Annotated in this window: 25 protein-coding genes; 15 read left to right on the top strand and 10 right to left on the bottom strand. The window is 35.8% G+C overall.

What is annotated here, in order from left to right; genetic code table 11:
• Nucleotides 1-28: 28 nt before the first annotated feature.
• Nucleotides 29-700 (bottom strand): hypothetical protein, encoded by a 672-nt coding sequence (locus BUR42_RS27195; protein ID WP_074242683.1) that lies wholly within the window; start codon nt 698-700, stop codon nt 29-31.
• A 276-nt stretch (nt 701-976) separates the two neighbouring features.
• Nucleotides 977-1,366 (bottom strand): hypothetical protein, encoded by a 390-nt coding sequence (locus tag BUR42_RS27200; RefSeq protein ID WP_074242684.1) that lies wholly within the window; start codon nt 1,364-1,366, stop codon nt 977-979.
• Between the two features lie 338 nt (nt 1,367-1,704).
• Between BUR42_RS27200 and BUR42_RS27205 the strand changes: the two genes are divergently transcribed.
• Nucleotides 1,705-3,369, top strand: coding sequence for a hypothetical protein (locus tag BUR42_RS27205; protein WP_143197602.1), 1,665 nt, complete (start codon nt 1,705-1,707; stop codon nt 3,367-3,369).
• A gap of 163 nt (nt 3,370-3,532) precedes the next feature.
• Here BUR42_RS27205 and BUR42_RS27210 read toward each other — a convergent pair whose 3' ends face one another.
• Nucleotides 3,533-3,784: a helix-turn-helix transcriptional regulator gene (locus BUR42_RS27210; RefSeq protein ID WP_084185852.1), complete on the bottom strand. Its 252-nt coding sequence runs from the start codon at nt 3,782-3,784 to the stop codon at nt 3,533-3,535.
• Between the two features lie 508 nt (nt 3,785-4,292).
• On the opposite strand from BUR42_RS27210, the gene BUR42_RS27215 reads away from it, so the two are divergent.
• On the top strand, nt 4,293-5,111 hold the full coding sequence (locus tag BUR42_RS27215) for a LexA family protein (RefSeq protein WP_074242686.1): 819 nt from the start codon (nt 4,293-4,295) through the stop codon (nt 5,109-5,111).
• A 622-nt stretch (nt 5,112-5,733) separates the two neighbouring features.
• Here the strand turns inward: BUR42_RS27215 and BUR42_RS29690 are convergent.
• Both BUR42_RS29690 and BUR42_RS27230 read right to left on the bottom strand, forming a co-directional pair.
• Nucleotides 5,734-6,003, bottom strand: a complete 270-nt coding sequence (locus tag BUR42_RS29690; RefSeq protein ID WP_143197603.1) for a hypothetical protein — start codon at nt 6,001-6,003, stop codon at nt 5,734-5,736.
• Nucleotides 6,004-6,132: 129 nt separating this feature from the next.
• A complete protein-coding gene (locus BUR42_RS27230; protein ID WP_074242689.1) occupies nt 6,133-6,489 on the bottom strand; it encodes a hypothetical protein in 357 nt (118 codons plus the stop codon).
• A gap of 455 nt (nt 6,490-6,944) precedes the next feature.
• On the opposite strand from BUR42_RS27230, the gene BUR42_RS27235 reads away from it, so the two are divergent.
• The 4 genes from BUR42_RS27235 to BUR42_RS27250 all read left to right on the top strand — a co-directional run bounded on the left by BUR42_RS27235 (nt 6,945) and on the right by BUR42_RS27250 (nt 13,485).
• Nucleotides 6,945-7,574: an RNA polymerase sigma factor gene (locus BUR42_RS27235; RefSeq protein WP_074242690.1), complete on the top strand. Its 630-nt coding sequence runs from the start codon at nt 6,945-6,947 to the stop codon at nt 7,572-7,574.
• A gap of 193 nt (nt 7,575-7,767) precedes the next feature.
• A complete protein-coding gene (locus tag BUR42_RS27240) occupies nt 7,768-11,088 on the top strand; it encodes a SusC/RagA family TonB-linked outer membrane protein (RefSeq protein WP_084185853.1) in 3,321 nt (1,106 codons plus the stop codon).
• 70 nt (nt 11,089-11,158) lie between these two features.
• Nucleotides 11,159-12,712 (top strand): RagB/SusD family nutrient uptake outer membrane protein, encoded by a 1,554-nt coding sequence (locus BUR42_RS27245; protein ID WP_084185854.1) that lies wholly within the window; start codon nt 11,159-11,161, stop codon nt 12,710-12,712.
• A 401-nt stretch (nt 12,713-13,113) separates the two neighbouring features.
• Complete coding sequence (locus BUR42_RS27250) at nt 13,114-13,485, top strand: hypothetical protein (RefSeq protein ID WP_074242691.1); 372 nt, start codon at nt 13,114-13,116, stop codon at nt 13,483-13,485.
• Nucleotides 13,486-14,741: 1,256 nt separating this feature from the next.
• Here BUR42_RS27250 and BUR42_RS27260 read toward each other — a convergent pair.
• The 5 genes from BUR42_RS27260 to BUR42_RS27280 form a co-directional block, all read right to left on the bottom strand.
• Nucleotides 14,742-15,329, bottom strand: coding sequence for a hypothetical protein (locus BUR42_RS27260; protein WP_074242693.1), 588 nt, complete (start codon nt 15,327-15,329; stop codon nt 14,742-14,744).
• Between the two features lie 157 nt (nt 15,330-15,486).
• Nucleotides 15,487-16,188, bottom strand: a complete 702-nt coding sequence (locus BUR42_RS27265; RefSeq protein WP_074242694.1) for a response regulator transcription factor — start codon at nt 16,186-16,188, stop codon at nt 15,487-15,489.
• A 45-nt stretch (nt 16,189-16,233) separates the two neighbouring features.
• Nucleotides 16,234-16,704 (bottom strand): RES family NAD+ phosphorylase, encoded by a 471-nt coding sequence (locus BUR42_RS27270; RefSeq protein ID WP_074242695.1) that lies wholly within the window; start codon nt 16,702-16,704, stop codon nt 16,234-16,236.
• A 14-nt stretch (nt 16,705-16,718) separates the two neighbouring features.
• Nucleotides 16,719-17,174, bottom strand: a complete 456-nt coding sequence (locus tag BUR42_RS27275; protein ID WP_074242696.1) for an antitoxin Xre/MbcA/ParS toxin-binding domain-containing protein — start codon at nt 17,172-17,174, stop codon at nt 16,719-16,721.
• A gap of 464 nt (nt 17,175-17,638) precedes the next feature.
• Nucleotides 17,639-17,983, bottom strand: a complete 345-nt coding sequence (locus BUR42_RS27280) for a hypothetical protein (RefSeq protein ID WP_074242697.1) — start codon at nt 17,981-17,983, stop codon at nt 17,639-17,641.
• A 420-nt stretch (nt 17,984-18,403) separates the two neighbouring features.
• On the opposite strand from BUR42_RS27280, the gene BUR42_RS27285 reads away from it, so the two are divergent.
• The 9 genes from BUR42_RS27285 to BUR42_RS30115 all read left to right on the top strand — a co-directional run bounded on the left by BUR42_RS27285 (nt 18,404) and on the right by BUR42_RS30115 (nt 26,383).
• Nucleotides 18,404-19,645 carry a hypothetical protein gene (locus BUR42_RS27285; protein WP_074242698.1) on the top strand — a complete coding sequence of 414 codons (1,242 nt, stop codon included), beginning with the start codon at nt 18,404-18,406 and terminating at the stop codon, nt 19,643-19,645.
• Nucleotides 19,646-19,869: 224 nt separating this feature from the next.
• A complete protein-coding gene (locus tag BUR42_RS27290; protein WP_074242699.1) occupies nt 19,870-20,526 on the top strand; it encodes a Crp/Fnr family transcriptional regulator in 657 nt (218 codons plus the stop codon).
• Between the two features lie 59 nt (nt 20,527-20,585).
• A complete protein-coding gene (locus BUR42_RS27295) occupies nt 20,586-22,010 on the top strand; it encodes a hypothetical protein (RefSeq protein ID WP_074242700.1) in 1,425 nt (474 codons plus the stop codon).
• A 14-nt stretch (nt 22,011-22,024) separates the two neighbouring features.
• The gene (locus tag BUR42_RS27300; RefSeq protein WP_074242701.1) at nt 22,025-22,480 is read left to right on the top strand and encodes a hypothetical protein; all 456 of its coding nucleotides are present in this window, start codon (nt 22,025-22,027) and stop codon (nt 22,478-22,480) included.
• Between the two features lie 275 nt (nt 22,481-22,755).
• Nucleotides 22,756-23,601 carry an RteC domain-containing protein gene (locus BUR42_RS27305; RefSeq protein WP_074242702.1) on the top strand — a complete coding sequence of 282 codons (846 nt, stop codon included), beginning with the start codon at nt 22,756-22,758 and terminating at the stop codon, nt 23,599-23,601.
• A gap of 139 nt (nt 23,602-23,740) precedes the next feature.
• Nucleotides 23,741-24,256: a hypothetical protein gene (locus BUR42_RS27310; RefSeq protein ID WP_143197604.1), complete on the top strand. Its 516-nt coding sequence runs from the start codon at nt 23,741-23,743 to the stop codon at nt 24,254-24,256.
• Nucleotides 24,257-24,370: 114 nt separating this feature from the next.
• Complete coding sequence (locus tag BUR42_RS27315; RefSeq protein WP_074242704.1) at nt 24,371-24,697, top strand: DUF4134 domain-containing protein; 327 nt, start codon at nt 24,371-24,373, stop codon at nt 24,695-24,697.
• 11 nt (nt 24,698-24,708) lie between these two features.
• Entirely contained in the window at nt 24,709-25,074 is a 366-nt protein-coding gene (locus tag BUR42_RS27320) for a DUF4133 domain-containing protein (RefSeq protein ID WP_074242705.1), read from the top strand.
• Entirely contained in the window at nt 25,031-26,383 is a 1,353-nt protein-coding gene (locus BUR42_RS30115) for a TraG family conjugative transposon ATPase (RefSeq protein ID WP_200798369.1), read from the top strand. Before BUR42_RS27320 ends, BUR42_RS30115 begins: the two co-directional genes overlap by 44 nt.
• Nucleotides 26,384-26,431 lie beyond the last annotated feature (48 nt).

Genomic DNA, 26,431 nt, shown 5'->3' on the forward strand with positions numbered 1-26,431 from the left:
GAATTGAATAAAAAAACGCGATGCTAGTTTATGAATCAATATACTCAATAAATTCTTTACCTATAGTTGACGTAGTAAGGTGCCACTCCACTCGATTGTTATTTTCTATGGCAGGATCTGTAACTGCATGATTCAATAACCGAAAATTTTCTAGTCCATGCTGCAAAAGTTCATAATAATGAAAATCTCCGCCTGTATATCTTTCGGAAAATTGTTCCCGCAAGGCATCACCGTATAAATGAGTGCCTGTTTCGTATAACTGTTCATTATCATAAATACCTTTCAGAATCATCAACTGCGTTTCTGTTAATTGTGCAACCATATCCAGAAAAATATATTTCTTATCTAATGCTAAATTAGATATAATGGCAGACTGAAAAGCAGCTCGCAAAAGGGGTTTTTTATACTCTTCAATATTTTCCATGTAAATCTTGGAGGATTTAACAAACAAAGATTGAAATTTCTCGTTTTCAAATATTTCTTCTTTAGATATCCCTGATTCTATCAATTGGGTCAGTATCATATTAGTAGCTTCCATCCATTCCCTCATTCGCTTTTGATAGTTAGGTTCTATGCACATTGTTACTAATTCACCCATTAGTCCCCCTACTAGAGGAAAAGCACCCAAGGCACCTTTTGCCGCCTTCAGTGCATAATCCTGTCCTCCTTCTTCAGGTACAGGTAAAATTTCTTGATCCATTGTAGATAATTTTATTGTACTGCAAATTTATGCCAATTAACTAAAATGAGTTGGGTATTCTAGGGAAACATAACTTATTGAGTTTGGTTTGGTATTATTATCCTTAGCGAGTTCCGGAGGAACCCTGGCGATAGGGTAATTCCATCAGGGTTTAATAGGTTGTAGTACTCCTAGAGGTGGGAATGCAAGTTGTGTACACCTGCGGGGTCAATAAACAGACCGCCACAGGGACAAACTTTTAGGACGGTGAATCGAAATTACGGAGAATAAATAGGATCAGCTCATATTAGTAGTTGATAGCCCTTCACCATTTGCACCGGTAAATTTCTTTTTCTCTTCTCTGCTAAACATAAGATTGATTCCTGCCGTAAGCATGCTCAATTCATGAACATCAGTTATTCCCGAAACTTCAACAGATAATTCAAAATCAGCAATTCCTTCTTCATAAAGCCCGAGATCATTGTTTTGTATAGCTAACTTACATTTACCAACCCCCCGGTTGTTTAATGATGTTTCATATGTCACCTTAAATTCATCATTACCTTCGTAGTTAGCTACCGCAGGTATTAAACCATCATAAATCAAAATTGCTTCCTTAAATTTACCGCGATCCAGGAGATCCTTTCCGAGATAAAATTGCTCATTAATTATTTTTTGAGATATCATGTTAGGATATTTTTGTTGTAGAAATAAATATACCAAAATATTGATAATTTATTTTCACCATGATTGGGAAAATATTCATGATTGCTCTAGTAGCCGCCCTTAGGGGTGGCATTTTCTTAACTTAACAAATCTGCTGGGTCGATGCGTAAGAACGCAGCAACCGCATACAGTTCATCAAGGCGCGGCAACCTTACATTGTTACACCAGCAATTTACTGTCTGTGGATGAGACTCCAAAAAATCTTATATTTAAATCAGATTATTAATACTTTAAGACCGCCAATTATGAGTGGAAGAGACAGCATGCGCGGATACGTTTTTCAGACAATCGTAAGTGTTATGAAGGCACTCAGCAACCAGGGCTGGGAATATGTATCTATTGAACCCTCAACGCCTGAGGACAAGGTTGATATTATTTGGGCAGGGATAGATGAAAATTTGGTTTGCCAACAGGTGAAGTCTTCCTACAAAAACTTTAGCAAACCAGATATTGTGCGATGGCTGGAAGTGATGGTTAAAGATGTTCCAACATCGACCGAATATCAGTTGCTGCTTGTTGGTAATGTTGCCACTGGTGTAGATACGTTTATAAATGATATTAGGAAGAAAAACGCGGATTTTCGCACCGGAAGTGAATTATTGGATGATAACCTTTCAAAAATATTTGTTGAGTTAATTCCATTTCAGGCTGAATATTTACAAGATGTAATCACTAACCAGGTTGCAAAGTTTTTAAGTGATGAAGGCTTTCAACTACCTCATGGCGCCTATGAACTGATTGCCGGAGGGCTTATTTATCAATTTTTTGAATTCAGCATCTTCGAGAAAAAGGTCCATCGAACGGAGGTAGCTGAGTTGCTAATTGATTGGGCAAAAAGGAATTATCAGAAGGCGTTTGGTGCGTATACACAATCGAGGAATTTGTTGCTTTCCTGCTACACTGGTGATGGGAAATTGGAAGAATCGATGGCTGGTAAATCCCTTACTATGGACCTTTCCAATATCTCCTATTTCTACAAGGGTATAAGGGAAGTATTTGCGGCCTTTCAAGAAGCAGTTTCATATGATCTTCCAGCGAGAAAAACGGTTGTTCCGCTGCCGGAAAGATCCCCCTTGGGCATAAACTTTATGGAACTGGAAATTCGGTCAGCTGAATTTGATAAAGATCGGAAGGATTTTATATCTAAAAGGCTTCGATCCTATTTTAATATTGAACCGCCCCCCGGCTTTTTTAATGTAGGAGAGCTCAATTGGATTGTTCCCACGCTTACGACTATGCTAACCTTTGGCAACAGATACGAAGGCACAGATGATGAAAAAAAGAAAAATGAGCATTTGCGTAAGCTTTATTTTAGGCTAAAAGAAATTGATGAACTGGTTAAATGTATTGATTGCATAGAGCGTTATGTAGCCATACCAGTTGCCATCCAAAATATGGGCTCATTTGATGAGGATATCAAGCTGGAAATTAAAATACCGAGCGATATAGAAGTTCTAACGGCAGAAAACCTTTATATACCAGAGGATGGAGACGTACTAGAAAGTTTGATGGACGATGACTTCCTGTTTAAAAACCTTGGGCAGCCTTCTAACAGCACGGTTTCTGAATATCCGGATACAATGCCTTTTACTTATACTAAGATGCCGTCTTTCAGCCTTCTTCAAGCTGGGCCCGATTTGAATTATATGAAAAAGGTATTTAAACGTGCGGCAGAAAATATATTAGATAATGAAGTATTTACCGACCGGCCAGGATTTACTTTGCTAAGATATACGTTTAGGAAGCTAAATCCTCATCAGTCAGTTTTTCTGCCTTCCTATCTATTTCTGAAGTCGAAAAAACCATTTAATATTGAGTATAGTATTACCTCGAAACATACTATTAAGGTAACCACGGGTATGTTGAATATTACACCAGAGGTTGAGGTAGACAAATCCATATACAAGCGGCTTTTTCAACATTATAGATCTAAGATAGTTGATTTTGATGATGAGGAAATTTAGTGCCGGATATGGTTTTTCTCTCCGACATATATGGTAATTCCTGCGGAGTCGCGTTACTGACAACCACAAGGACGATATGTGGTACAAACATCGTCCCGCCGCGGTTATATAAAATAGAAGCGACTATTTTGCACTGATAGCCACCCTTAGGGGTGGCATTTTCTTAACTTAACAAATCTGTTGGGTCGATGCGTAAGAACGCAGCAACCGCATACAGTTCATCAAGGCGCGGCTGACTGACATTCGTAACCCAACTGCTGACAGTTTGTGTATGTACACCAATATGCTCAGCCAGTTCTTTGCTGGTGAGATTTTCTGCTGCCAGCATTGCTTTAATACAATTGTATCTTAGCCGACCAATTTTTTTCTTAATCCCTAAAGCAATTGCGATATCTTTTAAATCTCCAAATGCCATTGTTTCCACCTCACCCCTAAGTATTTCCTTAGACCATTGGTAATCTATTTTGGCAATGTGGGCAAGCTTCAGGTAAGAGAGTTTTTCCTTACGACAATGTTCGATGATAAGATCTGCAAGTAATTGTTCGCGTGTTTTTTCTCATTGTTTACGTTTTTAAGATTAAAGCCCAAGGGTATAAATTAAGTTCCATTTGAATGCTGGCGGAAGGCCCATTGGGGTTTTACCCACCTACTTTGTGCGGATATGTACCGCTGGCGGTCTCTTGAACAGGACCCCCGAAGATATGGTAGCTCCTGCGGGGTCGATGAACAAACCACCACAGGGACGAACCTGTAAGGAGAAGGCTAAAGACGTTCCGCTGGTAGTCTCAAGTAATGGACTCCGGGGGATGCAAACTTCTGCTTAGGCGATAAGAGCCAATTGTTAATCGGCTTGTTAATTTCCGCAAACTCGTTTGTTTGTTTGCTAAAAATATTAGTAATATTGCTGTGTAAATCAGTTTGACATGAGAGCAGCAGCTGCGAAAAGCGGCCTCCGATTCTACGGAATCAAGGAGGTAGAGGAACTTTTTTTGCCCTTAATTGGGTTTGTGAAGGCTGGCTTCCCGAGCCCTGCAGATAATTTTTTAGAATCAGACATTGATCTTGTTGCATTTTTTGGCATGAACAAACCATATATGCGTATTGTACGCGTAGAGGGAGACTTTTTAGTAGATAATCATGCTCCAGATGGTAGTTTGCTTATAGTTGACACATTGCTAAAGCCTATAACCAATGACCTGGTAATAGTTGCCTTGAATGGAGACTATTTAGTTAGAACAATAGTAAAGGCATTAAACGGGTGGATGCTATACAGTGAGAATACCATTTGTAACCCAACGATTATTGGAGAGGAGGATAATTTCAAAGTGTTGGGTGTAGTTGTTCAAGTAATATTATCAACCAGGCATAGAGCCAGAAGCAAAGCAGGCACTATATCTTTTGAAGAAAGTATTGATCTACCAACATTATTAAACATGTATAAACCTTCAGTCTATGTTGTGCGAACTGACGGCAACTCAATGGAAGGAGAACATCTGACTGATAAAAGTTATCTAATTGTAGATAGATCTTTGAAACCGGAGCCTCATGATATAGCTGTTGCCGTGTTGAATGGTGATTTTACTGTGAAGAAGTTGATTCATTCCCCCAAAGGATGGGTATTGTATGCAGCCAATAATCACTACTCCCCAATTCCTGTAAAAGAGAACGACGATTTTACAGTATGGGGAGTTGTAGCACACATAGTTATTGATAGAAAGGAAATGAGAAAAAATTGTGGTTGAGCTGGAGGAAATATCGCCATATGGTATTTACTACCTAGACAAGAAACCAATACAGTTACTTGAGGAGCACTTTCGAGGGAATATCCTTCAACTTGCCGAAAGCCTTGTTCCTGTGCCCATAGATCCAATACAACTATGGCGTCTGAACTTTCATCACCAACCAAACACAGGAGCTTGTTCTAAAATCTGGAAAGAATGCAAGGTGATCATAACACCTGCAAAGCATGGGTGGACCATTCAATTTCCTGGAATACCAAACGCGGGGCAGATATTCTATATTCATCAGGTTCAGCGACTATGGTATGCCCACTTTCAGGAGCATTTGTGGCTTCCGAAGAAAACCAAGCCAACTCCGCCAAAGTCTCTTATTGTGGAACCGGTAGTTATATCCGAAAAGATTATTCATCGTAATAGGACATATATGAACCATACTACAATACATCCTGAGGATCAGCCATATTACCTGTCTTGGGATTCTCGCCTACTTTTAAGATCATCAGACTTTGCTATTTGGAGAGTTAGTGAAAAAAGTCCATTATTTAGTCATGCGGGGAGAAATTGGGGACTTTCTTTGCTGCATGGCAGGGCAGTAGAGGAGGATCGTATTCATGCAGGAAAGTGGCTACGGGCATTTCTTTCTTCTTAAAACAGAAACTAATACCCAAAAAATCAATGCGGAAGTGTTAAGGCCAATAAACACGACAACAATTTTATCAAGAATAGTATTTCCCAATAAAATGGCTGGCCAAAAATATATTGCAATTGAAGAGGCTGTGAAATTACCTGCAATTATCCTCCCCGATACTAATAGGGAATGAGCTAACTCAGCAGAATCCTTTTCGGACCACTCTTCACCTTTTATTTCTTTGTCATATGAAGTGCTGCTACTCATTAGTTTGAAACTGCTACTGTCTTACTGGAAGTCTCTTAAAAAGGGTCCCTGGTAGTATGGTAAATCCTGCGGGGGCGATGAACAAACCTCCATATGGATGAATTTTCAATTTTCTCCTGTTTTTTGTACTCATGCCTCTCCTAATTCAGTAATTTCTTTAGATACAGAATTCTCGTCTATTTTTGTATCATTTATTTTATCTAATTCATCATAAGTTTCAGCAGTATTCTTAAATTCTTCTAACCTTGTATCCGCCTCCCTTGCGCGGCCATTATTGTTTACATCCAACTTTATTTTGTCTAAAAGGCTTTCCGTATTTTTTTTTATTGAATCGACTTCTGCTTCTGAATAGCTATTGGTACGCATTTTTCTATAAAATGTAGCTTCGCTCCATCCACAATCATTACAAATCAAAAAGCGAAGAGTGGCTGAAGCGTTCGTGACTTCTTGGTACAAGTTTGCAAGGTCAAATTTGCTCTTATTCATGTTGAATCGATTAACTATCAGATAGTAGGGGCCAAAAAGACTTTCGGCATATATAGCACTCCAACTAATCACTATTCATAAGATGCAAAAAGAACACTTTAGGGGGAACTAAGGGTGAAGGAAATTATATTTTTTTATTATTAAATTTTAACAGTAGAAAATATTGGTGAAATCCTTCATTTGTTATTATGAAGATATTCCCTGCTGGCAAAGGGTTGTGACCTAAAATTTAGAAAATCTCATATACATTAACGGCCATTTAACAGAAGGTACAAAAGATTTTTGCAACTTTTACACTCATATTGATTCTGTAATTTTCACATACACTTACTCCCACCTTTCTCCTTGTTTGGCTTAAGCTCTTTAATGCTAAACATTCATTCACCAAAACAAAAAGACAACCTTACTTAATAGGCATTTTCATACATTGCGACGACCTTTTAATTGAAACCAACATGCTTTTCACAGACGATGTAAATATTGTAGAGGGTCTTAAACAAGGAAATGAAGTAGCCTTCGACGAAATGTTCAAAAGGTATTTTGAAATTCTTTGTCTGCATGCGCATAGTGTGCTGGAAGATTCTGAAGAAGCCAAAGATTTAGTACAAGAGCTTTTTACTAAATTGTTTCGATATAACCATATTTGGACTAATGTAGTTGATCTTCGTGGTTATTTATTTCGCTGTATTCATAATAGTTGTCTCAATGCATTAAAGAAACGAAAAGTACTGTCTGAAAGAAAGCAACTATATCTGTCTGAAACTTTTGCATTTCTTAAAAATGGACAAACATCAGAAAATGAAATTCTGAGATTTGAAGAAAATGCTCTTGAATCAATTAATAATTTACTTCCTGATCTACCACCTCAACGTTTGGCCGCTATGAATTTGGTTTATGTTATTGGATCTTCTTATGAGGAAGCGGCATCTTTAATGGGAGTTAGTGAAAACACTATAAAAACACATCTTCGCTTAGGTAGAGAATATATAAGGGCTAAACTTTTGGTTCGGCTCTTAGCAATAGCCTTGATTTTGCAATATTTTGATTTTAATCATTTTTTACCGGTTCGCTACGCGATAGGCTGAACGAAATCTAATAAATCATGCTGTTATTTGACCAAAATCAAGGAATTTAACCATCCGTTATTAACTTTTTCCAATATTTCTTAATAAATATATAATTTCTAATTCACCCTTCAGTAAGCTAACAGGGTCTTTATTGCTGTATGCGTTGCAACATATATGTAAAATTCCTTTTTAACTGCCAAACTAGTCCAAAATGCAATACTACTACCTACGCTTTTCGCTATATCGAAGAACAATTTTGATTTTCGGTTTATTATTACTCTTTTTCCAAAATAGCTATGCTTTCCAGGATAGCGCCCTCGTAACATTGAATGTCTCTAATACTTCAATTGAAAGTGTTTTTAAAAACATAGAACAGCAAACAGGAGTAGTATTTGTTTATGCTGCAACTGATTTGAATGGAAAAGACCAGGTTTCAATTAAAGTTCGTAAAGTAAAGATAGGCGCTGCAGTAGATTTATTACTTAAGGGGAAGAATGTTACCTGGAAGCGGGTTAACGGGGGAATCGTAATAAGGAGGAAAGATGAAGTTTCAAACGGATCTACCATACCTTCAAATAATAATGTATTTAATGATTCATTACCTGGAGTAACCATAAAAGGTACTGTAACAGGGGAGGAGGGTGGACCTTTACCTGGTGCAACGGTTCAAGTAAGGGGAACTTCTATAGGGACCATGACTAATGCTCAGGGCCAATTTTCTCTTTCAAATGTACCTGCCAAATCTTCTATAATCATTACTTATACTGGGTTTCAAATGACCCAGATTTCTATAAGAGATCAAGAAACCTTTGTTATACGTTTAAAAAGAGCTACAACAGGCTTGGACGAGCAGGTGGTTATTGCCTATGGCACTAGTAGTAAACGAATGCTCACAGGAAGCGTAGGACGTGTAACTGCGAAGGATATAGAAAAGCAACCAGTCGGAAATCCTATAGCAGCTCTATATGCACGAGTTCCTGGTCTCGTAATAACGCAACAAACGGGTGTGCCCGGTGGTGGTTTTAAAGTAGAAATTAGAGGGCAAAATAGCCTTCGAAACAGTCCATCAGATAATGGGAACATACCTTTGTATATCATCGATGGTGTACCATTCAACTCAACATCCCTTAGCATAAATGGTATACAAAGTATTTATCCTCAGTTGTCTGTTGCTAGAGGGGCAAGTCCTTTGAATAGTATAAATCCATCAGATATTGAGTCTATAGAGGTGTTGAAAGACGCTGATGCGACTGCCATCTATGGTTCAAGGGGAGCAAATGGAGTAATATTAATCACTACAAAAAAAGGCAGGTCTGGCCAGATGCAAGTTGATGCTAATTTTTATACAGGAGCCGGTAAAGTAACCAGGATGTTGGACTTATTGAATACCCAGCAGTATTTAGAAATGAGAAAAGAAGCATTCAGTAACGATGGCGTGACTACATATCCAATTAATGCCTATGACGTCAATGGAACATGGGACCAAAATAAATATACTAATTGGCAAAAGGAGTTAATAGGCGGAACTGCCAAAACCACGGATGGACAGATTTCGGTTTCAGGAGGAACTTTAAACTCCCAGTATCGCTTTGGAGCAGGATATCATAAGGAAACAACGGTATTTCCAGGAGACTATTCAGATCAACGTTTTTCCACGCATTTTAGTTTAGTCAATACTTCTCCAAATCAAAAATTTAAAAGTCAAATTTCTGCAAATTACTCTATAGGTAACACAAATTTGCTTTCTCAGGATTTAACTGGTAGATCTCTTACTTATGTTCCGAATGCTCCGGACCTATTGGATGCAAATGGTAATTTGAATTGGCCTACTGGAGTTAGCCAAAATCCATTGCAATATACTCGTCAACCATATAATGCTAAGAGTAATAATTTATTTGCTAACTTAACAGTAAGTTACGAATTACTTAAAGGACTGATTTTAAAATCTAGCTTTGGTTATACTAATTCCACAAATAAAGAGAAAAGCAAAATACCAAAATCATCACTACTTCCCAGTATACAAGCAGTGACTCCAAATAGTACGCAGTTTGGTAATAGCTTTAATAATTCATGGTCTATTGAGCCTCAAATTACGTATCAAAAAAGGATCGACAAGCACAGAATAAATGTTTTAGTAGGTAGTGCATTTCAAGAGCAAAACTCAGAAGCTTTATCCCAAAGCGCGTCCGGGTTTGCTACTGAAGCATTAATGGATAATATAGGTGCTGTTCCTAATACAAATGTGTCTACAGCTTTTAATACCGCAAAATATCGATACAACGCAATCTTTGGCCGGTTGGCATATGATTATTCTGAAAAATACTTATTAACATTAACTGGAAGGAGAGATGGTTCAAGTCGTTTTGGGCCAGGTAAGCAATTTGCTAATTTCGGATCTATCGGTGCGGCATGGATTTTTACTAATGAGCAGTTTATTAAAAATAATCTAGGATTCTTAAGCTTTGGTAAACTGAGAGGTAGTTACGGATCTGCAGGTAGTGACCAAACACCTAACTACGGATTTTTGGATTTGTATACTACATCAACTTCATATCAGGGGATTGTTGGGTTAACTCCTAAACAATTGTTTAATCCGGATTATGCTTGGGAGATAAACAGGAAAATTGAGGGTGCATTGGAGCTTGGTTTTCTTAGAGATAGAATCTTATTTTCTGCTGCATATTATACTAACCGATCTTCTAATCAGTTAGTAGGTTATCCATTACCTCCAACAGCAGGATTTGGAAGCGTGCAATTTAATTTGGACGCAATAGTTCAGAATGTAGGATATGAGTTTGAATTAAATACGACTATTCTTGATAAGAAATTTTTTAAGTGGAATACTTCTTTTAATCTAAGTATTCCTAAGAATAAATTAGTTTCCTATCCAAACCTTGCTGGATCCTCTTATGCCAATACTTATGTAGTTGGTGAACCTTTGGGTATTAATAAATTGTATAAATATAAAGGCGTTAATCCCCAAACCGGATTACATGAAGTTGAAGATATTGACAAAAATGGTAGCTATAATGCAGCTGACTTACAATCGATTAATTTTTTAGGCGCAAAATACTACGGTGGATTAACTAATACGATAGAATGGAAGGGAATTCAGCTTGATTTGTTATTTCAATTTACAAAGCAAGCTGGAAGAAATTACTTAGCTCTGTTTGGTTCTCAACCTGGATTAATGTTTAATCAACCCATAGAGGTTTTAAATAGATGGAAAAATGCTGGTGACATTACAACTGTACAAAAATTTCGGCAAACTTTAAATACAGAATATGGTCGCTATGCTGCAAGTAATGCATCTGTTACAGATGCTTCATTTATAAGATTGAAGAACCTGTCATTATCTTATAACATACCTCGCCATTTAATTGAAAAGGCCAAGATTAAGAATGTTAAAATATCAGTTCAAGGCCAAAATTTGATAACAATAACTAATTATAAAGGATTAGACCCAGAAAGCCAGGGAAATGTATTACCACCATTACGTTTTTTAACGGCAGGTTTGCAAGTGACACTTTAATATTGATAGACAAGTAATCCTGAAATATTATAAACAGGTAAACCAAGAATAAATAATAAAGACATTAAACATGAAGCAAGATATTACTTCCAACCATATTAAGCCGAATGTAATTCTGAATTTAGTTCAGAGCCTCATTCAAAAAACAAAGTCGAATTATATACAGAGTGACATGCAGAAAAAAAATGGAAAAATTGGACTAGCTATCCTTATACTCTTTACAACCTCATGCACAAAATTTGTGGAGATTGATCCTCCTGCTACGGACTTAATTAAAAGTACAGTTTTCACAGATGAGTCCACTGCAACTGCTGCCATCATTGATGTTTACGCCCAAATGATAAATGGTATTTCATATTCAAACGGAACAATCACATCAAGTCTCAGCTATAGGGCAGGACTTTCTGCTGATGAATTAGATCTTTATTCTACTAATGCTGAACATATTGAATTTGCTACGAATACAATTTTGCCTACTACTTCAGTTATAAACAGTTCTTTTTGGGCTGCACCTTATAAACATATTTTCCAGGCAAACGCAATTTTGGAAGGGCTGCCTAACTCCGAAAAATTAACTCCGGCTTTGAAATCTCGCTTGGAAGGGGAGGCTAAATTTTTAAGAGCATATGCTTATTTTCACTTGGTTAATATGTTTGGTGATGTCCCTTTGATTAAGACAACCGACTATAGAATAAACTCAAATATCCCTAGAACCAGTAAAAGTGAAGTTTACCAACAGATAATTACGGATTTAAAAGATGCTCAAAATTTATTAGATTCTAATTACCGAGCACCTAATAATACGATAACTTCAGAACGTGCTCGTGTAAATAAATTTGCAGCAACAGCTTTGTTAGCTAGAACTTACCTATACCTTAAAGATTGGCCAAATGCTGAAACTCAGGCAAGTGCCATTATAAATTATACAGCTCTATATGAGTTGCAACCTTTAAAGGATGTTTTCATAAAAAATAAGAAAGAAGCCATTTGGCAGTTGAGCAGGGATAATGGCAATGCTCCTGATGCTGGTGCATTTATCTTTACAACTGTACCAAATAACGGAGCACTAAAAAATTCATTGGTTACATCTTTTGAAGCAAATGACCAAAGAAAGGTTAATTGGATAGGATCAAGAGTTTCTGGGGTGAACACTTATTATTTTCCCAATAAATATAAATTAACATCACTAACTCCTATTGATGAATACTCTATGATGCTGCGTTTGGCAGAGCAATACCTGATCCGCGCAGAAGCTAGAATCAACCAACCAGGTAAAATAGCAGATGGAATAGCAGATCTTAATGTATTAAGAAGCAGAGCAAGCTTACCAGCTCCCAATAACCTACCGCCTTTATTGACAGTACTATCCAAAGAGCAGGCAATAGTAGCATTGGAATTAGAGCGCCAACATGAATTATTTACCGAATTGGGGCACCGCTGGTTCGACCTTAAAAGGTGGCCGAGCATTCTTACTCCAGGTGATAATACCCTGAGTAGAGCTGACGATGTATTAAAACCTCTTAAAGCTGGATGGACCAAGGAGGATAAGTTGTATCCCATTCCCCAGGTTCAGATCAATAATGATCCTGCAATGGCCAACCAACAGAATCCTGGTTATAACTAATAACGGGTTACCAGTCAGAAGACATGGCAACGGCAGGATGAAAATGTTCAAACATTAAAGTCTGTTTCCATGAACTTCTGTCTAAACTTCATAGAAAAACCACCTTCCGTTTTAAAAAAAAGTATCTACTCCAATCGGTAAAATTGGTTTAGAGTTTGATTCTTTAAAATGATCAAACCCGGTCTTTACCGGGTTTTTTCTAAAACCAACAGCGTTCATGCTTCAAAGAATCATCTTAATATCGTCTCGCCGGTGCTCTCTGATAAATGACCTCTATATTTAGAGTTTTAAATTTTGAAATATTGTTCTACGATTAGCTTAAACAAATAACCCGACGTTTCTCCTACGGGTTGGCTTAAGTAAAACTGTCTAAACCATAATATTTATGTTTATACTATTTTATGACATATTTTGAGGCTATTTGCAAATTTGCGTTAGAATTACAAAACCTTAAGGACATTGATTACGAATGGAAAATTTTAGTTCAGCTGGGTACATTTGCTATAGTGGGTTTTCTCTGGTTAATTTTGGATTTTTCATTTTATTTTTTCAAAGGAAGATCTTTACTAGGAATACAATATACATCCAAAACAAAATATGCTGTAGTATTTATTCTTTGGCCGCTTTCAGCTGCAATTGTTGGCTACTTTGGTTTGATAATGGGAATCTTAAATCCAACTCTTCAGACCTGTGTAATGGTGGGTACAACATGGATATATTTGGCTCCAAGAATAGCAAATAAAATATCTAAACCCAAAGACATTCAATCTTAAATGAATTTAATTAATACCATACTTGGCTTTAGAAACTTTTGCAAAGTAGATGAGATAAAGCGTTTTATCCATATATCTATATCGCTGGATAAATCAGAAGATCTTGTTTTTTCTGGGCATATCCTGCTCTTTAAGACATCCAGACAACAGACCTGGATCATAATTTCCAACATACGCTTAATTTGCGTTTTAGATGATATATCCAAGGATAATTTTGAGATAAGGTGGGATTTAGATAAACACCTGGTACTTTTTGAAAGTAAAGTTATACTGGAAATAACAGTAGAACCTCACTATAGCAGAAGATCAGGTATAATAAACTTTGGTGAGTATCATAAAAATTGGTTATATACTAAAAAGCTATTTCCTCATCCCAAAGACCTAAAGCAAAAACTGCTTGAAACGATTATAACAGAAATGGGATAAGAGCAATCGTGTGAAGTAGGAAAAATAAAATAGCTGATCACCCATTACAATAAGTTTAGATTTTGGTTAGTTCTACTGAACCAAACCCGGTCTTTACGGGTTTCTTTTGCTTTATTCCTGCAATAATAAACATATTCGAATCCGTTCAGGATAGAAAAGAAGGTTGGTATTTAATAAATACTAATCATAGTCAAAGATTAAATAGTAGCCCGGTATATACCGGGTTTTTTATTATTTCACTATTATTCATTGGGATTTCATGAATTGGATCTCCTCAAAATAAAAACAGAGCCGAATATACAGCCCTGTTTGCTATGCAACGATGACGACCGTCAAAAAAATCATCCAAATTCAAAACTTTGAATGACCTCACTAAGAGTGTAAGTTCTTTATTCATACTTAAAGAACTTATTTGATCTATTTCAACTGTAAGTTCCTCCTATTTATTGACAATAATTCAATCAATTTCTTCCCGCAAGTGATTTTTGAAAAGCCCCTTCGGAAATAGAAACAGAGCTGTGGAAACAGGCCTGTTTATTAATTTTCTTGTCAAATGGAATTTAAACACTCAAAATACTAAAGTTGGACTTCCTAGTAGTTATTATCAATGTGGAAATTTAGCATTTAATTTGAATGTATATCAATTAATATGAGAGTTAATCGATCATTATAAGTGAAAAAAACCTGGTGTTACCCAGGTTTAACGTGACTGATTTACTACTTTACTTGTTTAGTCTTTTCCAAGCAACTAGCAATTTTAATTTCAGAATAATATTTGATAATAGATCAACCATTTAAGGGGTTGTACAACTGACCGTCTCTGTAAAGATTTACCTTTTGCAATCAATTTTGTTCCTTAGGATATTCCTCACATTATCAAACTTTGAATCAAGGAATAAAGCATACAATTTCTCCACTTCTTCCCAGCTCTCCATTATCACTTTTATTTTCTCCTCTTCAACTTCGTTACTATATCTAAAATCAACTGATAGCATTCCTTCAGCTTCAAGGGTGTATTCTTCAACTCCCTGTCCATCTTTCTTGTATGGCTGGATTTTTGCTAACCAGGTAGAAATATAATTCTTTTCTTTTCTACCACTATTCCTTAAAATCTTCCCAACACCTACAACTTTTGGATCTAATATTAATTCAAATATTTCTCTAACTGTTTCCCAATTCTGAACTTTAAGTTGAATTTCTTGATTTATGTAGGCATTTTCTCCGAAATTATCATTAAGTTCATATCTAATCTTTAAATCTTCATAGACACTCAAAGAATCGTTCTCATTAATTACTACCCAAAAAGATCCAGTAAAGCCATACTCAAGAGTTTCTCTGATGGCCTCCAAGATACTCTCTATTGTTGCTGGCTTAAAGCCTTTATACACCCATGGACCTTCTAAATAAGGATATTCCATAAATTCGTTTTAAACCTTTTGTGTTTATTTGGATGGCTAAATGCAATCGTTAAAGTTATTATACCTATCTGTCTCGCTGGAAATACCCCCTCGTAAAGCAATTTTTCATATAAAGGAACCACTATTTAGATACTGTGGTGAACAATAAGTATCGAAATTATAAAGTTGAAACATAAAATTTGAAGCCTATACCGTGGAGTGTTTCAAGTTTTACTTCTTTATCGTCACTGAAGTGTTTTCTTATCTTGGTGATAAATACATCCATACTTCTACCAATGAAATAATCGTCTTTTCCCCATACATGATAGAGTATTTCCTCGCGTTTAAGGGTTTTATTGGCGTTCTCGCAAAAGAACTTCAAAAGATCTGCTTCCTTTTGTGTAAGGGAGGCTTTTAGTTTGCCACTTTTTTCTGTCAGCTTAAGTTCTCCATAATCAAAGGTAGTTTTACCTACGGCAAACGTAGTCCGCTTATCTGCATTCAAAGGACGGGTACGTTTCAGGAAAACTTCGATGCGGAGTAGTAATTCCTGCATGCTGAAAGGCTTGGTAACATAGTCATCAGCACCATGTTTAAACCCACTTATCTTGTCCTCGTCTAACGATTTTGAAGTAATAAAGAGTATTGGAATTAGATCATTGCGTTGCCTGATCTGCTTTGCTAGTTCAAAGCCATTTTTTTTAGGCATTACCACGTCAAGGAGACATATATCATACAAGCTTTTTAGAAAAGTTTTCCAAGCTATTTCGCCATCGGAACAGTGCACCACCTCATATCCCGCTTCTTCTAAGCGTTTTTTTGTAATGGCGCCCAGATTATAATCATCCTCTACTAATAGGATTCGTGCTTTTGTATCCATTTGTATTAAGCATTAGTGAACTATTTTTTGTTTCCTGTGTCAAGGCTATACATGATATTGTCGTGAACGGACCTCCATCCTTAGAGGATAAAATGACCGAATAATCCTTACCTCTTTCATTAGTGGATGAATGGGGTTAATTATGTATATTAGTTCATCATCCCTCATAGTTACAGAGGGAAAGGCAAGTAGGAATGTTTCTCCAGCAACTAACTGGCGAGTTCCAAAATTCCTAGCAATAGATGGGTCTTTGTCATTCCGCCAATCTTCTGGTAACTGCTCTTCCCTAAATACGCGTAAATTATTTTCTGGCACTTCATATTCTACCATCACCATATTTTGGCTAATTTCTCCAAGCCTATAAAATACCCTGTTTTCTATCATGCATTTTGACAAAGAGTTATGTAGATATATACAAGGAATTCCTGCGTTAGTCCAATAATTATCAACCTGCCTCCCACTATCACCAATAAGATCATCCTGCCATTCTTTTGTGCAAAGTCTATATAAAAGCATACTTTATTATTTTTTTAGAATGTGCCTACCTCAAAACGGCGAATTTCATCTTTTACCTTTTGGGCACCTACCTGAGTATCCATCAACTCAATGGGGGTTCTACCATGGAAATACCTGTTCGGCAATTTCATCCAGGTATTAAAACGTTCTCCATCGCTAAAGACCTTATAACCATAACCATATAACTCCGCAATGCCCATGATCCGATCACTAATAATATGACTGAAAGTTTCATCTTCCTTTTTCATATGAATCGTACGTTCTGTAATCGCCAACATGCAACTTAAAGTAAAGTAATCTAATGCCAGTACATTCTTTAAACAAGTCAACTGTTCCTTCATTATTCCTGCTCTCACAAAGGTTTCCTTTACTGTAAACGAAACTGTATGTAGAGTGGCAACTTGTTCGTAATTACTGAATAATCTAACTTCATTATTCGCTATAATGCGTTCTCTTTTTCTTCTTGCCATATAAATTGATTGTAAGTTTTCACGATACTGTACGCAAAGTCTCACAAATGGTTGAAAATATTTCAATCAATTTTAAGTTTAATTAAAATTGATCGAAACATTATCAGAATGAAGTTGTTAATATTATTATGCGAATAATTCAATCAGTTAATAAAATGAAAAAATGTGATTTTGAGTTATAAATTGATTCACTTTTCATTTACCATGGGTTTGTAAATGCTTGTTAGAAAGTCAGTTGTAAATTTGATAGATTTACAAAAACAAAAAAGCCCAGGATATTCCTGAGCTTTAATGCGGTCTTTTCTTTTAGAGCCGGTGCGGTCTTTACTAATTTTTCTTTTTATACTTTAACTCCTTGTTTAGTAATTTCAATTATACCTTAATCTTATGCAAGATATTACTAGTGTCTGATAATAATTCAACCAATCTGATGGTAGGTTAATCCTTCATAATTAAAAAATACATTATTCCCATTTTATTACTTCTAGAATAAAGATCTGGTAAGAAGTTGAATCATTTAAACAATAGGCCAGTTCTGAAAACTGAGCACTTCTAAAATATGCTGTAAATTTGCGTCCTTCAGTTTGTAAAATATCTGGTAAAGCAGTAGAAGAAAATATTGTATTTGATGACTGTTGAGTAATTTCTATAAGAACCCAAATAGTATCGCTACATTGAATTCGTTTTCCTATCACCTGAAACTCTCCAAATGGCGCGAGATCCCTGCCATTATTACTAAACTTCCTATTACAGCCGAAAAATGAGGTTGTAAGAATTAAGGTTACTACAAGTAGGATGATTTGATGCATATTTAATTATATAGGTATTTTCAAGACGAAAAAATGATATACACAGGGTGAATCGAAAATAATATATATTTCATATAACTAACATTTAACAAAAAATGCTAATTGATTCTCATACCTTAAACCTGAAAGCTGTCGGTTAATTACCGATTACTTTTCTCGTAAAATTCAACCGGCATCTGTCGTGATGCTGGTTTTTATTTTTGATGCCTTTCTATTCAATATTCCCTCCTTTTCATATTCTGTAGTTTTAATTGGCTCTGCTGAATAGCTTCTTGATATTAAGCAGAGCATGGTCAAGGCAATCAAGGCAGTGATTAAATAGCCCAATACCCCAAAAAATAGGATCTCACATGGCTATCTGGAATTTTATCAGTAAATTGTACAATCTATTGATAATCATTGTTTAACCAACCATAGCTTATGAATTATACATCCTTGTTATCCTTTGTAAACACGGAATTACACCCCAATTATATAAGATCTCACATAGATCAGCTGGATCATTACCAGCAAAAAGTAACATCCTTCCAGGACGAAATAAGTAAAGAACTCCAAGGAATGGCCAGTAATGTAACCTCTGCAGCTACATTACAAGACCACCAAACCATGTTAACTCAAATCTCCAATTCGCTCTTTAACTACAGCAAATTCCTGGTTGAGTTTTTACCGGCAACTAACAATTCCGTCCTTCTTTTTTATGAGAAGATTACAAAAGTTTTTGATGATTTATTATATCATATTATAAAAAACTATCCTGCCTATGTTCTGAGGGACCTTCCTGTACCATACTCCTTTGGATCCGTAATTCGTAAAGAATTTCAATCCTCAATAAGTGAACTACAAGCTGCATCGGCTCAAAATTTAATAGAACCAGCCTTGTTAGAACTAATTTTAAGGCCAATTATTGATATTATTCAACGAAAGGAACAAATGGTTACTTCTGGGGTACTTTTTTATAATAGAACCCTCTTAAACGAACTTACCTGGATAACTCAAAAGTCCTCTTCAGAAATAGAAATAAATGCCCAGATTCACTACACTCTTTTGCATTTAAATTTTAATTCTTTTGAATACTATTTTTTCTGTACAAATAAACTAAGACAAAAACTTCAAGAGAAAAAGGATAAAAAAGAGCTTCTTGAATTTTTAACCTTTTACGAAAAGGAGATAAAAGCTACTCCTTATAAGTCTAATGATTTAATTCTCCATCAGGATCAACAATCGCTTTCTACACAGATGTTAACTTGGATAGCCAAAGAAAAGGAATATGTAGAATTTCTACACAATGCAGGACAGATAGAAGTTTTAATGGAAACCGAACAAGAAAATGAAGAAGAAGAAGAAGTTGATAGTAATGAAATTGATGAAGAATCTAATACCATCGAAGTTTCAAAATTAAACACTGACCTAACAGTAAGAGAACTAGCTGTAATGGTAAAATTATATATAGATGTTGGAATAATTATCAAAACTACACAAACTAAAGTAATGCATTTTATCACACAAATGCTCACGACAAAAAGAACAAAATCCTTGGCATTTCCTAGTTTCAAAAATAAATTTCATAATAAACCAAGCCTCAAAACTTTAGTAAAATGCGAATGGTGGCTTAAGAAATTATTAGCGAAAATAGAAGAGTATAAAAGAGAAATAGCTGCATAATACATTGTAATTCAATATATTAAATATTATTGTAACCATTTAGGGTCTTTTCTTGCGTAAAACTGACGTGTAACTTCATGCTCCCTACCTCTACCGGGATGAATATGCTCATTTAGCCAAATGGATTATTGAGAGCACTATTTGTTTTATAGCTTAAGCTACTTGCCACTTATAGTAACGATGGTAATAGTTTGAAATAATCATAGTTTTTTAAAATTTATACCATGCACAAGACAATTCAATCTTTAAAAGAGAAACCACCGCTATTCTCCGAAGAGAACATACAACAAATGTACACTGCCTTATATAAAATGATGATTCAATATTACCCGCCAATTGCTAATGAAAGGGAATTGCTGGAAGTAATATTAGCTTCAACAAATATCGAGTTTTTTAAAAAGCGACAGGTAATGATTGATTATAACCAGGTGTGCAGAAACTGCTATTTCGCCGTAAAAGGATTGGTAAGATCTATCCATATACAAGATGGCATTGAAAAGACTCAATGGTTTATGGCCGAACAAGATATAATAATAGCAGTCTATAGTTTTTTTAATCAAACACCTGCGGAAGAAAGGTTAGTGGCCTTAGAAGATACAATTTGCATTTCGCTAAACTTTGATAAGCTGGAAGAGATATACCTGAAATTTCCTGTCTTTAATGGCGTGGGAAGAAAACTAACAGAATATTACTATCAGTTAGCATTCGACCGGACCACCTGGGTAACATTATCTGCTAAGGAAAGGTATGAAAGGTTATTAGATAGTCCTGTATATGGTCGGTTTATCAATAGAGTTCCTTTAGCGGCATTGGCTAGTTACTTAGGAATAGATAAAGCTACGCTTAGCCGTATACGAACTGATATAAATAAAAAACGATGATATATATCAACACTTTGTATTTGTGCGCTCCATAATTTTAATATTGTAAAACCATCTTTATGAAACCTAACAAATTCAAAATCTTAATTCAAACAACTGTAGTTGTTTTGTTAACCTTGCTAACAATCCTGTTCCCTTATTGTAGAAAAGATCCTACTAACAATAATGCAGTTAATGTTGATCACCCATTTCTGCAGCTGCTAACAGACTTACCCTCTCAAATACCTTTTTTGGAGGATTCTATTCGAAAGAATATCAATAGTGCCAAACTTGATACCATTGTTAATAGGTTTGGTTTACCAATTTGGGATAAAGCATTTACTGCCTCAACCCACAGCAAACTTACTTCAATAGTGCCAATAGCTCGTAATGGAGAAGATCAGATATCATCATTCATTGTCTTTGAAATAGCAAACAAGTTTAAATGGAGACTTTTCGATATTCAGAAGCCTGAGAGATATGGATATAACAATGGGAAAAATACAGCAAATGCCAGATCTATCTTTATAATGAGCGAATTCCTAAATTACAGGGCATTTGATGATCCGACTGCTACAATCGGCGATCCGTGTATGATGACTAATACTGAAAGAGCCCGGATAACCAGCACAATTACCACAAACGGAAATGTAAGGAGTTCAGGGGCGAAAATAATAAGTTTAAGATTCATTAGCATGACTAGCTGTTATGCCTGGACCTCTTGCACCGGAGATGGAAACGGAAATTGCATTGATAATTTGGTTTATCATATGGACTGCTCCAATAGCCTAGTTTGGATACCGGATGATTATAATGAAGGTAATTTAGGTTGGGAAGAAACATTTAACCCCGGCACACCAAATGATAGTCAAAATCCTCATGGACATGATCCCTACCAGGAAGATTGTAATTCCAATAATCCAGAATCACAGGCGCCTATGGTACTCCCACCTGATAAGCCTATATACAACGTTTCTGAATACATAGGATGTTTTGATAAAAAATCGGCTGGAAAAGTAACTTTCTATGCAGACCAACCAGTAGAAGGAAGTACAGAAGCTTTTGGGTTAAAAGAAAAAGTGGGACATTCGTACGTAACGATTGAACAAAATGTAGCTGGAACAGTTTATAGAAGAACAGTTGGATTTCACCCAAGCCAGGGAGTTTCCCCCTTTTTTAATAAATCAACGGAAAGCCAGTTGGGCGATGACTCTAATGTTGAATATGATGTCAAATTAGAAACAACTGTAACGCCTGAGCAAATGGGAAAAATACTTACCTTGATAGAGAATCATAACCCAGTGTATAATATAGAATCTTACAATTGCACTCATTTTGCATTGGATATCTCGGTTGCTGCCGGCTTAAATATACCCAGGACAGTAGGGTGGTGGATTGTAGGAAGCGGATTAAACCCAGCAAATTTTGGCGAAGATTTGAAGAAGATGACGGGTTCAATTACCCAAAAGGGACATTCAGAGAATAATACTGGAAACTGCAACTAATAAAATTACAAATCATGAAAACGTTAATTGTAATTGGATTATTTATCTCCCTTTCAGTAAGGGGATATTCTCAAAGCGATACAGAGAGCAAAAAACTTATTTCTCAGTTCCTGGAATATACCTTGGGTAACTGGAATGTTGATACTGCAACCGCAAAATACATCTTGTTTTTACCGGAGGAATCTAAAGTTGCCTCCCGAGTAAAAAGGAAATTTTATATCTGCCTTGCTATACAGGAGTTGGCTAATGAGCTGAAAGGAGAGAACATTAACTTAGCAGATCTTAAAATCAGTAAATATGAGGATGCTGATGCTGAACTGAAAAAGTTGAACCTAAACTACGACTATAGTAACAGATCATACATTGTTACTAATGCGAATAAAAGCTTTGTAAGATACTTCCTGATTAGTGGTCAAAAAATTGAATCTTTCGCTTTGTTCAATAATAAAGCATATCTGTTATTAAACTAGTATAAAAGTGATATTTAGCTATTCCAAGTGATGTTATAATTGATAATATTGAAAGCCTCCTTGCCAAAATTATTTGGTTTGTGGATATGATAGGGGAGAATGGCAAGGGGCTTTCTTTTATAGAGTAGATCGCTACATCCTCTTAATAAAAGTTATTGGAAATAATTGTGCTCAAAGGTTGATTCTTTTGAGAATGCCATTCCTATTTCACCCTATCATAATTGAATTTCTATGAGATAAGGCTTTTGACATTATTCATTGAAAAACATTGTGAAATGGAAGCATTTGTGAGTGAATTGAAATCTAGCTTAAAGAACGAATTACAACTAATTGAACAACAAACAGACATTTTATTAGACAGATACAGGTTATCTGCCAAGGCGGTATCATCCATTGTTTTACAATTGAAGGATAAAATTACAAACTATCAGTTTAAAAATTCAAAGGACGAAATATTTTTTTTCAAAAAAATATTGCCTGATTTTTATAGCGAGGTAATATATTATTCAAAATCTTTTCAGATACTGACAAAATTATCCATTTGTGAACGCGAAGGACAGAAAATACTTATTCGAGAAGAACTTAGTAGCATTACTGGTTATTTTAAAGAGCATCAAGAACTCTATCTTTATTATCATCTTGGCGATAATCATTTAGATGATAAATACTTTATCCGAAGTAATGAACCCATACAATTTTCCTATACCTTATTCTGTATCTTAGATTCTCGTTTTTGCACTGAGTACTCCTGCCAAATTTCGAATTTTATCGCATTTGAAAGGGTTAAAAATGATCTTGAAATTAAGCTGGCATTATTAGAAAATCAACCACTTAGCTCAACTGTGGCAACAATTCCGAAGCAGCTGAAGTGGAAAGGCCCCAAAGTAGGATTGGTAGAGTTTGGTTATGCTTCAAAAGATGCGGGCTATTTAGATGAATCTTTCCAGGATATTTTTGCTTCCTTCGAACAACTGTTCCAGATAAGAATTGAAAACTCATCCCGTACATTTCAAGAAATTATTGCCAGAAAAAAAGATGATCCAATAGTTATGGAAGTACTAGCCCAAAAGGTAAAACAAAGAAAGGAAAAGATGAACGAAAATTATACCTCCAAAAAATGACCCTGCAATACCAGATTAACCTCCCATTTCTATAATTATTTAACCGAGCCTCTGATCATACTCTGAAATATCGCTTCTCAACCAACGCACCTTTGTGTTAAGAAAGAAAACACAAAACATTTAATCTAAATTAATGGTTATGCCCATCGAATTAAGTGCAGTTGAGTCAATACTAATCCTAGTGGTATGTGTGTTAGGGTATTATTGGTTTCTTTATAAAAAAGGTGCTTTTGCCCCTAAAGAGGTTCCTGTATCCTCCATGGAAAACATATTAGAGGTTCCAGATCTTATCCCTCGAGAACTATTGACAGAAGGAAATAGATCTTTAATGTCACTGCCACCCCATTCAGAATCATTAAAAGAATACGAAGAGATCGATGATTCTGGTTTCGAAATTTTAGAAGACGAAAATATGGCGCTTTTGAAAGAAGCCGAAATTGTTGTAGATCGAATACAGGATACATTAAACAATATAGCATCAAACCCACCTAACCCTGAAGAAGTAAGCTCAAAAATACGAGCTATAATCTCTCCTTATCAAATTTTCCTGGAAACAGAATACTTTGATTCCATTAATACTTACATCGCTCTTTCAGTGGAAAGAGATTGTGGAATAAAACTAACGAAAACCGAATTACAATCCTTATGGAATTAACTCATTGGTAGGGGTGGATTTCAGGTGGTAGCCCGTCTGTGTGTATTGAAACAGTGGTATTGAAAGCAGGCGGGCTTTTTTCTCTCAATTATTTAATTCAATTATATGTGCAGAATGAAAGTGAGAGGAGCCAAGTGGCTCATGGGAAAGTTTTGCCTATTATCTCTATTTGTTTTATTACTGTGCTCTGTTGGAATTGCACAAGATGGGGTAAAAGGTATTGAGAAGGCAACTGAGTTAATGGGACAATATTTTAAGGCGGGCGTTACATTGCTTTATATTATTGGAGCAGTTGTTGGACTAATTGGAGCTATAAAAGTTTACGGAAAATGGTCGTCCGGAGATAGTGATACCTCAAAAGCTGCCGCAAGCTGGTTTGGAGCATGCATATTTTTAGTGATTGTAGCTACCGCCTTAAAATCATTTTTCGGAATTACCTAATCCACCTTTCAATGTCAACTGTATATCAGGTTAATAAGGGGATCAATCGTAGTATAGAGTTTAAAGGCATTAAAGCCCAGTATATAATATACCTGGCAGTTGGATTAGTTACTTTATTACTCCTCTTTACAATTTTGTATGTTGTTGGTGTTAGTACCTACATGTGCATGGCTATTATAATCCCTACTGCGGCTATATTTTATACTGTTATACAACGAATAAGTAAAAAGTATGGAGAACATGGATTGACTAATTATTTTTCCCGAAAAAGATTACCATCTAGCATTCAAACAAAAACAAGGAACATATTTTTTCAATTAAGTGAGATAGAAAATGAAGAAGAAAAGGAGCTTGGAAGAAGTGCTTCCAATTTATAAAGTTGAAAATAATTGTATTTTATCCAGGACTGGAGATGTTACTATTGCTTTTGAAGTTACTTTGCCAGAATTATTCACGCTGTCCATTGATGATTATGAGGCATTACACTTTACGTGGGTAAAAGCTATCCGATTATTACCTGCCCATTCAATACTGCATAAACAGGACTGGTTTGTTAGATCAAAATACAAATCCAATTTTGATAACCCTGATCTAACCTTTTTATCAAGAAGCAGTGAACTAAATTTTAATGAAAGGCCTTATTATAGCCATCAATGCTATCTTTATCTTACTAAAAGATCTGCAAGTCAAAGAACTTCCAGTTCCTTAACAAGCTCCTTAATTAAATTCAACCTATCCACAGAGCAATCCATTAATAACCGGGAGTTATCAGAATTCATGGATAAGGCAGGACAATTCATTAAAATATTAGAAGATTGTTCTTTTATCAAAACGAGACGACTTTCAACGGAAGAATTGGTAGGTAGCGTTGGTAGTGCTGGGTTGATAGAAAGATATTGCTTTTTGTTAGGAAAAGATGAAATGCCCCTAATTCGAGACATTGATTTTTCTGGGCAATTGAAAGTTGGAGATCTTCATACCAAGATTTTTACTTTGGCCGATATTAATGATTTGCCCTCTCTTTGCGGACCCAGATGCAATTACGAAAAGTACAGTACAGACAAGACGAAATTTTCAGTATCCTTCGCTGCCCCGCTTGGGCACTTGCTAAACTGTAATCATATTTACAACCAGTATATAACTATTAATGATGTTCAGCAAACTCTAAAGAAAATGGAGTCCAAAAGGTTGCGACTTCATTCATTATCTGCATACTCAAGGGAGAATAGCCTTAGTAGAGACGCTGTTAATCAATTTTTGAATGAGGCAATTTCTCAACAAAGGTTGCCAGTAAAGGCTCACTTTAATATTGTATCATGGACAGACAATAAAAGTCAATTAAAAGAAATTCGTAATAATATTTCCTCTTCTTTAGCCCAAATGGATGCTGTAGCAAAAGAAGAAACAATTATATCACCTCAGCTATTTTTTGCGGGAATACCTGGGGGAAGTGGTTATCTACCACTTCATGAAACCTTTGACAGTTTTGCCGAACAGGCTAGTTGCTTTTTTACCCAGGAAACTAGCTATAGATCTTCTTTATCTCCTGTTGGAATTAGGTTGGGTGACAGGTTATCTGGGATACCCATACATGTTGATATTTCTGACGAACCAATACTAAAGGGAATTTGCACCAACCGCAATAAATTCATTTTGGGGCCCTCCCTGTGCCGGGTCATTCAGTAATGGGTGACCCGGCATTATAATCCGGTTCTGGGAAATCTTTCTTTACCA

It is taken from the genome of Chitinophaga niabensis (assembly GCF_900129465.1).
GTDB classification, from domain to species: Bacteria; Bacteroidota; Bacteroidia; order Chitinophagales; family Chitinophagaceae; genus Chitinophaga; species Chitinophaga niabensis.

What these genes read in the sequence shown, in the direction of transcription:
- BUR42_RS27270 (WP_074242695.1), bottom strand. Translation starts at nt 16,704, where the DNA reads ATGCTTTTATATAGACTTTGCACAAAAGAATGGCAGGATGATCTTATT.
- BUR42_RS30115 (WP_200798369.1), top strand. Translation starts at nt 25,031, where the DNA reads ATGAAGAAGAAAAGGAGCTTGGAAGAAGTGCTTCCAATTTATAAAGTT.
- BUR42_RS27305 (WP_074242702.1), top strand. Translation starts at nt 22,756, where the DNA reads ATGGAAGCATTTGTGAGTGAATTGAAATCTAGCTTAAAGAACGAATTA.
- BUR42_RS27280 (WP_074242697.1), bottom strand. Translation starts at nt 17,983, where the DNA reads ATGCATCAAATCATCCTACTTGTAGTAACCTTAATTCTTACAACCTCA.
- BUR42_RS27215 (WP_074242686.1), top strand. Translation starts at nt 4,293, where the DNA reads ATGAGAGCAGCAGCTGCGAAAAGCGGCCTCCGATTCTACGGAATCAAG.
- BUR42_RS29690 (WP_143197603.1), bottom strand. Translation starts at nt 6,003, where the DNA reads ATGAGTAGCAGCACTTCATATGACAAAGAAATAAAAGGTGAAGAGTGG.
- BUR42_RS27260 (WP_074242693.1), bottom strand. Translation starts at nt 15,329, where the DNA reads ATGGAATATCCTTATTTAGAAGGTCCATGGGTGTATAAAGGCTTTAAG.
- BUR42_RS27265 (WP_074242694.1), bottom strand. Translation starts at nt 16,188, where the DNA reads ATGGATACAAAAGCACGAATCCTATTAGTAGAGGATGATTATAATCTG.
- BUR42_RS27275 (WP_074242696.1), bottom strand. Translation starts at nt 17,174, where the DNA reads ATGGCAAGAAGAAAAAGAGAACGCATTATAGCGAATAATGAAGTTAGA.
- BUR42_RS27245 (WP_084185854.1), top strand. Translation starts at nt 11,159, where the DNA reads ATGAAGCAAGATATTACTTCCAACCATATTAAGCCGAATGTAATTCTG.
- BUR42_RS27300 (WP_074242701.1), top strand. Translation starts at nt 22,025, where the DNA reads ATGAAAACGTTAATTGTAATTGGATTATTTATCTCCCTTTCAGTAAGG.
- BUR42_RS27235 (WP_074242690.1), top strand. Translation starts at nt 6,945, where the DNA reads ATGCTTTTCACAGACGATGTAAATATTGTAGAGGGTCTTAAACAAGGA.
- BUR42_RS27200 (WP_074242684.1), bottom strand. Translation starts at nt 1,366, where the DNA reads ATGATATCTCAAAAAATAATTAATGAGCAATTTTATCTCGGAAAGGAT.
- BUR42_RS27320 (WP_074242705.1), top strand. Translation starts at nt 24,709, where the DNA reads ATGTCAACTGTATATCAGGTTAATAAGGGGATCAATCGTAGTATAGAG.
- BUR42_RS27290 (WP_074242699.1), top strand. Translation starts at nt 19,870, where the DNA reads ATGCACAAGACAATTCAATCTTTAAAAGAGAAACCACCGCTATTCTCC.
- BUR42_RS27315 (WP_074242704.1), top strand. Translation starts at nt 24,371, where the DNA reads ATGAAAGTGAGAGGAGCCAAGTGGCTCATGGGAAAGTTTTGCCTATTA.
- BUR42_RS27310 (WP_143197604.1), top strand. Translation starts at nt 23,741, where the DNA reads ATGCCCATCGAATTAAGTGCAGTTGAGTCAATACTAATCCTAGTGGTA.
- BUR42_RS27295 (WP_074242700.1), top strand. Translation starts at nt 20,586, where the DNA reads ATGAAACCTAACAAATTCAAAATCTTAATTCAAACAACTGTAGTTGTT.
- BUR42_RS27250 (WP_074242691.1), top strand. Translation starts at nt 13,114, where the DNA reads ATGACATATTTTGAGGCTATTTGCAAATTTGCGTTAGAATTACAAAAC.
- BUR42_RS27205 (WP_143197602.1), top strand. Translation starts at nt 1,705, where the DNA reads ATGAAGGCACTCAGCAACCAGGGCTGGGAATATGTATCTATTGAACCC.
- BUR42_RS27210 (WP_084185852.1), bottom strand. Translation starts at nt 3,784, where the DNA reads ATGGCATTTGGAGATTTAAAAGATATCGCAATTGCTTTAGGGATTAAG.
- BUR42_RS27285 (WP_074242698.1), top strand. Translation starts at nt 18,404, where the DNA reads ATGAATTATACATCCTTGTTATCCTTTGTAAACACGGAATTACACCCC.
- BUR42_RS27240 (WP_084185853.1), top strand. Translation starts at nt 7,768, where the DNA reads ATGCAATACTACTACCTACGCTTTTCGCTATATCGAAGAACAATTTTG.
- BUR42_RS27195 (WP_074242683.1), bottom strand. Translation starts at nt 700, where the DNA reads ATGGATCAAGAAATTTTACCTGTACCTGAAGAAGGAGGACAGGATTAT.
- BUR42_RS27230 (WP_074242689.1), bottom strand. Translation starts at nt 6,489, where the DNA reads ATGAATAAGAGCAAATTTGACCTTGCAAACTTGTACCAAGAAGTCACG.